The following is a 10771-nucleotide window of genomic DNA, read 5'->3' as shown; positions in this document are numbered from 1 at the left end:
ACAACGTGCCGATGGGGCCTCCGATCGCGGCGCCGGGATTGATGTGCATGGTCGGCGGGATGGGGCTATTGGCGTCGATCCTGCGCCGCGAACGGTTCCGGGATTAGGGAGCTGGGATCCCCGAGATGGCCAACACCTCACGCCCCGACCACCTGCCCAACCTGCGCCCCGACGGCAAACCGCCGCACCCGTCCTGGCTGCCCAAGCAGCGGCGCGGCGTCACGCCGCAGATGATCGGGCGCTACCCCGACTACGACGTGCTCGAGACCGCCGACAACTGGGACGAGGCCACCCGCAAGGTGGTGCTGGCCCGCCTGGAACCGCCTGGGCCGCTGCGGTTTTTCACCCCCGAAGAGGAGCCGTGCCTGCGCGCGTTCTGCGACACGGTGCTCGCGCAGGACGTCGAACCGCGGGTGCCGGCGGCCGAGTCGGTGGACTCGAAGCTCGCCGACGGGCGCCTCGACGGCTACCAGTACGCCGACATGCCCGACGACCGCGACACCTGGCGGCTGGTGCTGCGCGGTCTCGACGAGACGGCGAGGAACCACTACGGCGCAACCTCTTTCGCCGACGCCGATATCACCACCCGCGAGGCGATCGTCGACAAATTCTCACATGCCGACCTGCAGGGCGGGGCGTGGCAGAGCCTGAACGTCAAGCGGGCGTGGTCGGTGTGCATGCGAATGACATTGTCGGGCTTCTACTCCCACCCGTGGGCGTGGAACGAGATCGGGTTCGGCGGCCCGGCCTACCCGCGCGGCTTCATGCGCCTCGGCGGCGCCACCGGTCCGGCCGCCGCGCGCGAACCATACGAGACCCGGGGCGCCACCGACGAGGACCCGGTGCGAATCGTGAACAACGGGGAGCTGTGATGGGCGACTTCCTGCGGGGCCTGTTCAAGGGTGCGGTCGGACCGAAGGACAACGACTCGCGGTTCCTGCTCGACGTGCACACCCGCGATCTACCGGGCGAAAAGACCATGCGGCGCTACGCCGATGACGACGAGGTCGATTTGGTGGTCGTCGGTGCCGGGGCCGGTGGCTCGGTGCTCGCGCAGCGGCTGGCCCGCGAGGGCTGGCGGGTGGTGATCCTGGAAGCCGGCCCGTTCTGGCATCCCGACGAGGACTGGGTGTCCGACGAGGCCGGATCGCACGCGCTGTACTGGACACAGAAACGCATCATCGGCGGCGATGACCCGATCGAGTTGGGCAAGAACAACTCCGGGCGCGGCGTGGGCGGCTCGATGGTGCACTACGCCGGATACACCCCGCGATTCCACCCCAGCGACTTCGAGACCTACACCCGCGACGGGGTCGGGGCGGACTGGCCCATCCGCTACGAGGACATCCGCCGCCACTACGAGCGTGTCGAGCTCGAGCTGCCGGTGGCCGGCCAGAACTGGCCGTGGGGCGATCCACATCGCTATCCGTTTGCGCCGCACCCTATTTCGGGTGCCGCCGCCAAGATCTGGCGCGGAGCGCTCAAGCTCGGCATCGAGATGCGAGTCGGGCCCGTCGGCATCGTCAACGGCACCTTCGGCAATCGCCCGCACTGCATCTACCGCGGCTACTGCCTGCAGGGCTGCAAGGTCAACGCCAAGGCCAGCCCGTACGTCACGCACCTGCCCGACGCGCTGGCCCACGCCGTGGAGATCCGCGCCAACTGTATGGCCTCGCGCGTCGAGCTGGACGAGAGCGGCACCGCCCGCGGCGTGGTCTACTACGACGAGGTGGGCGGCAAGGAGCGGCTGCAACGTGCCAAAGTGGTTGCCATAGCTGGGTATTCGATCGAAACACCGCGGCTGCTGTTGAACTCGACCAGCGACCGCTTCCCGAACGGGTTGGGTAACAACGACGACCAGGTCGGGCGCTATGTGATGGTCCAGGGCGCCACCCAGTCCGCGGGCCGGTGGTCCGAGGAGGTGCGGATGTACAAGGCGCCGCCCCCGGAGGTGACCTCCGAACAGTTCTACGAGACCGACCAATCCCGTGGCTTCGCCCGCGGCTTCGCCATCCAGACCGTATCGCCGTTGCCCATCGGCTGGGCCGAACACGTGCTGGCCGAGGGGCACTGGGGCCGCGCGATGCGGGAGTACATGCGCGATTACAACCACTGGGCGACCGTCGGCGTGCTCAACGAGCTGCTGCCGCTGCCGGACAATCGCGTGACGCTGGCCTCTGGGGATGAAGCGAAGGACCCGTATGGCATCCCGGTGGCCCGGTTCGACTACACGCTGTGCGACAACGACAAGGCCAACATGGCCTACTCCACCAAGGTGATCGGCGACATCCTGCACGCCGCCGACGCCCAGGACGTGCTCACCATCCAGCGCTTCGCCCACCTGATCGGCGGCGCCCGGATGGGCACCAGCCCGGACAATTCGGTCGTCGACTCCGATCAGCGCGTGTGGGGCGTCCCGAACCTGTTTCTGGCCGATGGCTCGGTGTGTCCCACGCAGGGCTCGGCGAACCCGGCGCTGACCATCATGGCGCTGGCCTCGCGGCTCGCCGAACGGCTGGCCGGCGGGAAGATCGATACCACTGCGGGACGGAGGTCGGAGGCGAGGGCCCGTGGCTGACCGAACGATCGACGTCGAGACGACCTTCGCCCCCCGGGTGCTGCGTGAGTACGCGTTGCTCGCCGACGGCGAGCGCGGCGCACTGATCGGGCCGCAGGGCGACATCGCGTGGATGTGCGCGCCGCACTGGGATTCCGACGCCGTCTTCTCCAATCTCATTGGCGGCGGCGGGGTTTACGCGATCACGCCGACCGACGTCCGGCACGTGTGGGGCGGCTATTACGAGCCGGGCACCCTGATCTGGCGCAACCGCTGGATCACCCGCGACGGCACCGTGGAATGCCGTGAGGCGCTCGCCTTTCCGGGCGACCCCGACCGGGTGGTGCTGCTGCGCCGCCTCACGGTGTGCCGCGGGACGGCGCGGGTGCGGGTGCTGCTGGCGCCGGGCTCGGGGTTCGGCAAGCACGGTCTCGGCCAGCCGTCCTGCGAGGACGGCGTGTGGAGCGGCCGCTCGGGCCGGTTGCACTGGCGGTGGCTGGCCGGCTGCCAGGCCCGCGTCGTCAAGGCCTCGCACGACAGGAGCGAGCTGCTCACCTGCGAGATCACCCTCGAGGACGGCCGGCACCACGACCTGGTGCTGGAGCTGTCCGAACGCGCGCTGCCCGAGCGGCCGCCGGACCCCGACCTGGCCTGGGACGCCACCGCGGCCGCCTGGCAGCGCAGCGTGCCCCGGCTGAACTGCACCATCGCCGCGCGCGACGGCAGCCACTCCTACGCGGTGCTGCGCGGCCTGACCAGCAGCGGGGGCGGCATGGTGGCCGCCGCCACCATGAGCCTGCCTGAACGCGCGCACACCAACCAGAACTACGACTACCGCTACGCCTGGATCCGCGACCAGGTGTACGCCGGCATGGCCGCCGCCGCCGTCGGCACCACCGAACTGCTGGACCGGGCGGTCGAATTCGTCGGCGCCCGGCTGCTCGAGGACGGCCCCGACCTCAAGCCCGCCTACACCGTCACCGGCGGCGCGGTGCCCGGCGAGGAGACGCTCGACCTGCCCGGCTATCCCGGCGGCTCGGACAAGGTCGGCAACTGGGTCAACCAGCAGTTCCAGCTCGACGTCTTCGGTGAGGCGCTGCAGTTGCTGGCCAAGGCGGGTGCCGCCGACCGGCTCGACGCCGAGGGGTGGCGCGCGGTGCAGACCGCCATCCGGGCCATCGAAAAGCGTTGGCGTGAACCGGATGCCGGGGTGTGGGAAATCGAGAACGAGCACTGGACGCAGTCCCGGCTGGCCTGTGTGGCCGGGCTGCGCGCCGTCGCCAAGCTGGCCGGCGCCGGGCCAGAGGTCACCGCGTGCACTTCCCTGGCCGACGCGATCCTGGCCGAGACCGCGTCGAGCAGCCTGCACCCGCACGGCTACTGGCAGCGCAGCCCGCGGCTGACGGGGGTGGACGCGTCGTTGCTGCTGCCGCCGGTGCGCGGCGCCGTGCCCGCCGACGACCCCCGCACCCGGGCCACCCTGGACGCCGTTCGCCGCGAACTCACCGAGGACGGGTTCGTCTATCGCTTCCGGCACGACGAGCGCGAGCTCGGCGACGCCGAGGGCGCCTTCCTGCTCTGCGGATTCATGATGGCGCTGGCCGAACATCAACTGGGCCACGGCGATTGCGCCATGCGCTGGTTCGAACGCAACCGCGCCGCGTGCGGCCCGCCGGGGCTGTTCTGCGAGGAGTACGACGTGCGGCAGCGCCAGCTGCGCGGCAACCTGCCCCAGGCGTTCGCGCACGCCCTGATGCTCGAATGCACGGCCATCCTCACCGACGACGACGCCCACCATCAGTGACAACTCCGACCGAGCGAAAGGCAGTTCTGCGATGACACAGACAGTGGTGATCACCGGAGCCAGCGCCGGCATCGGCCGCGCCACCGCGAAGGAGTTCGGGCGGCGCGGCGCCAACGTCGCCCTGCTCGCCCGCGGCGCCGCGGGCCTCGACGGCGCCGCCCGCGACGTCGAGGCCGGCGGCGGCAAGGCGCTGGCGATCCCGACCGACGTGGCCGACCACTCGGCCGTCGTCGCCGCCGCCGACGAGGCCGAATCCGCCTTCGGCCCCATAGACGTGTGGGTCAACGTCGCGTTCACCTCGGTGTTCGCGCCGCTGCGCGAGATCAGCGCCGAGGAGTTCAAGCGCGTGACCGAGGTGTCCTACCTCGGCTACGTGCACGGCACCATGGCGGCGCTGGCCAAGATGCGCCCCCGCAACCGCGGCACCATCGTGCAGGTCGGCTCGGCGCTCAGCCAGCGGTCGATCCCGTTGCAGTCGGCCTATTGCGGCGCCAAGCACGCGGTCAACGGGTTCACCGAATCGGTGCGCTGCGAACTGTTCCACGAGGGCTCAAAGGTGCGGATCACCGTCGTGCAGATGCCGGCGGTCAACACCCCGCAGTTCTCCTGGGTGCTGTCCCGGCTGCCCCGCCATCCCCAGCCGGTGCCGCCGATCTACCAGCCCGAGGTCGCCGCGCGGGGCGTGGTGTATGCCGCCGACCATCCGGGCCGAAAGCAGTATTGGGTCGGCGATTCCACCATGGTGACGCTGCTGGGGCAGAAGTTCGTCGCGCCGCTGCTGGACCGCTACCTCGGGCGCACCGGCTACGACTCCCAGCAGACCGAGGAACACGTCGGGCCCGGCCGGCCGCACAACCTGTGGCAGCCGCTGGACGACGAACCGGGCACCGACCACGGCGCGCACGGCCAGTTCGATGACAAGTCGCACGCGCGCAGCCCGCAACTGTGGGCGTCCCAGCATCCGGCCATCAGCGGTACCGGCGCGCTCGGTGCGGCGGGGGTGGGCGCGTGGCTCGCGGCGCGGGCGGGCCGCCGGTGGGCGCGATGACAACCGCGCGCATCGACGCGGCTATCGAAGGGGTCACCGCGCAGGCCTACGAAATCCCCACCGACGCACCGGAAGCCGACGGCACCCTGTCGTGGTCGTCGACCACGCTGGTGCTCGCCGAGGTTGCGGCCGGCGGCCGGCGCGGCATCGGCTACACCTACGCCGACGGCGCGTGCGCCGCGTTGATCACCGGCAAGCTCGCCGGCACGCTCACCGGCCACAGCGCCGTGGACATCCCGGCCCGGTGGCAGTCGATGGTCATCGCGATGCGCAACAACGGGCGGCCCGGGCTGACGTCGTGCGCGATCTCCGCGCTCGACACCGCGCTGTGGGACCTCAAGGGCAAGCTGCTGGAGCTGCCGGTGTGCCGGCTGCTCGGCATGGCGCACCCCGAAGTGCCGATCTACGGCAGCGGCGGCTTCACCACCTACGACGAGCGCACCACGCGTGGCCAACTCGAACGCTGGGTCGGCGAGTGGAAGATCCCGCGGGTGAAGATCAAGATCGGCGAGTCATGGGGCTCCGACGTGGGCCGCGACCTGGATCGAATCGCCTTGGCGCGCAAGGTGATCGGGCCGGACACCGAACTGTATGTCGACGCCAACGGCGGCTACCGCCGCAAGCAGGCCATCCGGGTGGCCCACGCCATGGCCGACCACGGCGTCACCTGGTTCGAAGAACCCGTCTCCTCCGACGACCTGGCCGGCCTGCGGGAGGTGCGCGACCAGGTGAGTCCGGATGTCACCGCCGGCGAGTACGGCTACGACCTGGCCTACTTCAACCGGATGCTCGCCGCCGACGCGGTGGACTGCCTGCAGATCGACGTCACCCGCTGCGGGGGCATCACCGACTGGGTGCGCGCCGCGGCCGTGGCCGCTTCCTACAACGTCGACGTGTCCGGGCACTGCGCTCCCAACCTGCACGCCCACGTCGCCACCACGATCCCGAACCTGCGACACCTGGAGTACTTCCACGACCACCACCGCATCGAGCACCTGCTCTTCGAGGGCGCCCTGTCCCCCGAGGGCGGGGCCCTGCGGCCCGATCAGCACCGCCCGGGCTTCGGGTGCGAGTTCAAACACCGCGACGCCGAGCGGTACCGGGTGGCCTAGGCATGGAGCCGCGCAAAAACGGGAATTGACAAGCCAAGGTTTTCACAACGGGGATTGGGGAATCGCACCATGACGGTGAACTCCAGCGACGACACTGTTGAGCGCCGTGAGCCGGTGGTGACTGACGTCGTCGAGGAAGGCGACCTGAGTGCGGTCGACCTGGTGCTGGGCCTCGGCGAGCCGCAGCGCGTCGGCAGGTTCTGGTTCTACATCGACGGCCATCGCTGGGAGTGGTCGGACGCGGTCGCGCGCATGCACGGCTACAAGCCGGGACAGGTCAAGCCCACCACGGAACTGCTGCTGCAACACAAGCATCCGGACGACCGGGAGCGGGTGGCGGCCGTGCTCGACCGCGTGATGAAGGGCAAGCCGTTCAGCAGTCGGCACCGCATCATCGACACCGCCGGTCGCACCCGGTGCGTCGTCGTCGCCGGCGATCGGATGGTCGACGGCACCGGTGCGCTGGCCGGCACGTCCGGGTTCTACGTCGACGTCACCGACTCCCTGCACTCCGACATCACCAACGTGCTGTCGGCGGTGGCCGATGCCCGCGCGCGCATCGAGCAGGCCAAGGGCGTGCTGATGACCGCGTACGGCATCTCGGCCGAGCGCGCGTTCGACATCCTGGTGTGGCGTTCCCAGGAGGCGAACCTGAAGCTGCGCGACGTCGCGAGCCGCTTCCTGGACGCCGTGGCCAGCAAGGCGTCGGCGGAAACCCAAAGCCAGGTGGACCACGCGCTGCTGACCCTCGGCTAGCGGCGGGACGCTAGGGTCGGCCCGGTGGCGCACCTACTTGGGGCCGAGGCCGTACACCTCGAATATCCGACTCAGGTGGTCTTCGACTCGATCACGCTCGGGGTCAACGACGGCGCCCGCATCGGCATCGTCGGGCGAAACGGCGACGGCAAATCCAGCCTGCTGCGGCTGCTGACCGGTCAGCAACGACCCGACGCCGGGCGGGTCACCCGGCGCAGCGGGTTGCGGGTCGGCGCGCTGAGCCAGGCCGACACCCTGGACCCGGACCGCACCGTGGGCTACACGCTCGTCGGCGAGGCGGCCGAACACCAGTGGGCCGGCGACGCGCGGGTGCGCGACGTGGTCGCCGGGCTGGTCTCCGACATCGCCTGGGAGGCAACGGTTTCCACCCTGTCCGGTGGGCAGCGTCGCCGGGTGCAGCTGGCCCGATTGCTGATCGGCGAATGGGACGTCATCGCGCTCGACGAGCCGACCAACCATCTCGACATCGAGGGCATCACCTGGCTGGGCATCTGCGGCAACGCTGGGCGCGCAACACCGGCGGGCTGCTGCTGGTGACCCACGACCGCTGGTTCCTCGACGAAGTCGCCACCACGACGTGGGAGGTGCACGACGGAATCGTCGAACCGTTCGACGGCGGCTACGCCGCCTACGTTCTGCAGCGCGTCGAGCGGGACCGGATGGCCGCCGTCGCCGAGGCCAAGCGGCAGAACCTGATGCGCAAGGAGCTGGCATGGCTGCGCCGCGGCGCGCCGGCGCGGACGTCAAAACCCAAGTTCCGGATCGAGGCGGCCAACCAGCTGATCGCCGACGTGCCGCCGCTGCGCAACACCGTCGAACTGGCCAAGCTGGCCACCGCCCGGCTGGGCAAGGACGTGGTCGACCTGCTCGACGTCTCGGTCTCGTTCGGGGGCCGCCCGGTGCTGCGCGATGTCGAGTGGCGGATCGCCCCCGGCGAGCGCACCGGCATCGTCGGGGCCAACGGCGCCGGCAAGTCGACCCTGCTGAGGTTGATCGACGGCACCATCGAGCCGGACGCGGGCCGCGTCAAGCGCGGCAGGACCGTGCGCCTGGCGGTACTCGACCAGCAGGGCGACGCGCTGGCCGCGGTCCGCGGCGACCGGATCGCCGATGTGCTGGGCCGACTGCAGGGCGGCTACCAGGTCGACGGCCGCGAGGTCACCCCGGCGCAGCTGCTGGAGCGACTCGGCTTCGGCGTGCGCGGGTCTCAAGGCCAGCTGTCGGCCCGCGTCGAGGATCTCTCCGGCGGTGAGCGGCGGCGGCTGCAGCTGTTGCTCACCCTGCTTTCCGAGCCCAACGTGTTGCTACTGGACGAGCCGACCAACGACGTCGACACCGACACGCTGGCCGCCATGGAGGATCTGCTGGACTCGTGGGCCGGCACGCTGATCGTCGTCTCGCACGACCGCTATCTGCTGGAGCGGGTCACCGATCAGCAGTACGCGGTGCTCGACGGCCGGTTGCGGCACCTACCCGGCGGCGTCGACGACTACCTGCGGCTCGCCGGCGAGCGGACCGCCCGGGCCGCCCACGATTCGCCGCGGCCCGCTTCCCCGCCCGAGGCCCAGGCGATGTCCGGCGCACAACGCCGGGCCGCGGAAAAGGAGGTGGCCGCCCTGGACCGGCAGCTCGCGCGGTTGGCGGACCGGATCGCGGACAAGCACCACGAACTGGCCGCGCACGACCAGTCCGACCACGTCGGCATCACCCGGCTCACCCGGGAGTTGCGCGCGCTCGAGGACGAGGTCGCCGCGACGGAGGGACGCTGGTTGGAGCTCTCCGAGTTGCTCGAGTAAACACTTGGGCCGCAACGGGTTTCGCGAGAGCGTCAATGCCAGCGCAGCAGCACCAGTTCGGACCCGAAGCCGGGCCCCATCGCGAGCAACAGGCCGGGGCTGGCGGCCGGCGGCGGTTTGGCGATGGTGTCGCGCAGGATGTGCAGCACCGACGCCGACGAGAGGTTGGCCACCTCCCCCAGCGAGCGCCAGGTCAGTTCCTGCGCCTCCGGGGGCAGTTCGAGGCTCTTGGCGATCGCGTCGATCACTTTGGGGCCGCCGGGGTGGGTGACCCAGGCGCCGATGTCGTCCTTCGTCAGCCCGTGCGGCGTGAGGAAGCTGCTCACGTCGTCGGCCAGATAGCGGTCGATGACGTTGGGCAGCTCCGGCGACATCGTCGGTTGCACGCCGTCCGAGCCGATGTTCCAGCCCATGATGTGCAGCGATTCGGGATACAGGCGGCTGCGCGAATCCACGATGTCTGGCCCGGCGGAATTCAATTGCTGGGCGCGACGGTCGCCGGCGGCGACCACGGCGGCGGCGCCGTCGCCGAACATCGCCGTCCCGACCAGTCCCGACACGGTCGGGCGGACCGTCGGAAAGGTGAGCGAACACAGCTCGACCGACACCAGCGCGGCGACGCCGTCCGGAGCACCGCGCAGGTAGTCGTGCAGCCGGCCCACCCCGGCCGCCCCGGCCGCGCAACCCAGGCCGAACAGCGGCATCCGCCGCACGTCCGGGCGCAGGCCCAGCCGCCCGACGATCCGCGCGTCGAGTGACGGCACCGCGATGCCGGTCACCGTCGTCGTGGCGATCATGTCGATGTCCCGCGGTCGCAGCCCGGCCTCGTCGAGCGCGCCCAGCAGCGCTTCACAGCCCAGCTCCACGGCCTTGTCGACGAAGATCTCGTTGGCGGCACCGAAGTCGGTGAGCTCGTGGTAGCGCTCGAGGGGCAGCACCAGGTGGCGGCTGTTGACCTTGGCGGCGGCGTGCAGGCGCCGGACGATCTCTTCGTGCTCGGCCAGCGCGGGGAACTTGACCACCTGGTCGGTGACCTCGCTTTGACTGTAGCGATGCGACGGCACTGCGCCGAACACACCCGCGATGACGCTCATGATCTGCTCTCTTGGTTGCCGACCAACCTCAATACGGCTCCGCGTAATGCCGGAAGTTTATGCCGTCCCGTAGCGCGGCGCAAAAGTCTTTGGTATTCAACACATGCCTCATTAGGGCGTCTTGCTGTTCGCGTAATCATATCCGCCAGTGGGGAATTCATCACTCGGTGTCTTCCTCGTCCGCCGAGCTCAGCGCCATCGCGATCAACGCGTCCGGGCTCAACGAGTCGATGTCGTCGACACCGGAATGTGCGTCTGCGGCCGACGTTTCCGGTACGCCGGCGAGCAATAAAAGTTTTTCGAGCATTCCCGTTCTTCGGAGCTCGCGCACCGGAATCTTGCGCAGCGTCGACCAAATTCTTTCGTCGTCGGATTCGCCCGCCTCGTCGTGCAGCAGTTGCCGGCGAAGATGATCGGCCAACGCGGCCGGCGTCGGATAATCGAAGATCAGCGTTCGCGACAAAGCCAGTCCGGTATGGCTGGTGAGGCGGTTGCGCAGTTCGACCCCGATCATCGAGTCGAACCCGAGGTCGCCGAACGCGCGGTCGTGGTCGATGGCGTGGCCGCCGGGATGCCCCGAGAC

At 70.0% G+C, this 10771-nt stretch carries 8 protein-coding genes and 1 pseudogene; 7 read left to right on the top strand and 2 right to left on the bottom strand.

The genetic code is table 11. From position 1 onward, the window contains the following. The first annotated feature begins 125 nt into the window (after positions 1-125). From A9W96_RS10030 to A9W96_RS10000, 7 genes and pseudogenes are all read left to right on the top strand, one after another. On the top strand, positions 126-872 hold the full coding sequence (locus tag A9W96_RS10030) for a gluconate 2-dehydrogenase subunit 3 family protein (protein WP_067139398.1): 747 nt from the start codon (positions 126-128) through the stop codon (positions 870-872). Further along, positions 872-2578 carry a GMC family oxidoreductase gene (locus A9W96_RS10025; protein WP_067139396.1) on the top strand — a complete coding sequence of 569 codons (1707 nt, stop codon included), beginning with the start codon at positions 872-874 and terminating at the stop codon, positions 2576-2578. The genes A9W96_RS10030 and A9W96_RS10025 overlap by 1 nt, the downstream gene beginning before the upstream one ends. Next, entirely contained in the window at positions 2571-4361 is a 1791-nt protein-coding gene (locus tag A9W96_RS10020; RefSeq protein WP_067139393.1) for a glycoside hydrolase family 15 protein, read from the top strand. Before A9W96_RS10025 ends, A9W96_RS10020 begins: the two co-directional genes overlap by 8 nt. 31 nt (positions 4362-4392) lie before the next feature. Then, entirely contained in the window at positions 4393-5409 is a 1017-nt protein-coding gene (locus A9W96_RS10015) for an SDR family oxidoreductase (RefSeq protein ID WP_066870500.1), read from the top strand. Continuing rightward, positions 5406-6521, top strand: a complete 1116-nt coding sequence (locus tag A9W96_RS10010) for an enolase C-terminal domain-like protein (protein ID WP_156765187.1) — start codon at positions 5406-5408, stop codon at positions 6519-6521. The genes A9W96_RS10015 and A9W96_RS10010 overlap by 4 nt, the downstream gene beginning before the upstream one ends. 69 nt (positions 6522-6590) lie before the next feature. Next, positions 6591-7277 carry a PAS and ANTAR domain-containing protein gene (locus A9W96_RS10005; protein ID WP_066870497.1) on the top strand — a complete coding sequence of 229 codons (687 nt, stop codon included), beginning with the start codon at positions 6591-6593 and terminating at the stop codon, positions 7275-7277. Positions 7278-7301: 24 nt separating this feature from the next. Then, a pseudogene (locus tag A9W96_RS10000) lies at positions 7302-9094 on the top strand (ABC-F family ATP-binding cassette domain-containing protein). 32 nt (positions 9095-9126) lie between these two features. Here the strand turns inward: A9W96_RS10000 and A9W96_RS09995 are convergent. Beyond that, the gene (locus A9W96_RS09995) at positions 9127-10188 is read right to left on the bottom strand and encodes a type III polyketide synthase (RefSeq protein WP_067139390.1); all 1062 of its coding nucleotides are present in this window, start codon (positions 10186-10188) and stop codon (positions 9127-9129) included. Between the two features lie 160 nt (positions 10189-10348). After that, positions 10349-10771 (bottom strand): acyl carrier protein (locus tag A9W96_RS09990; RefSeq protein ID WP_197499475.1); only part of this gene is annotated, 423 nt, incomplete at its 5' end.

Origin of the sequence: Mycobacterium sp. 1245852.3, assembly GCF_001669335.1 — a bacterium.
In the GTDB taxonomy this organism is placed as follows: domain Bacteria; phylum Actinomycetota; class Actinomycetes; order Mycobacteriales; family Mycobacteriaceae; genus Mycobacterium; species Mycobacterium europaeum_A.
This window is presented reverse-complemented; position numbering and strand designations above follow the sequence as displayed.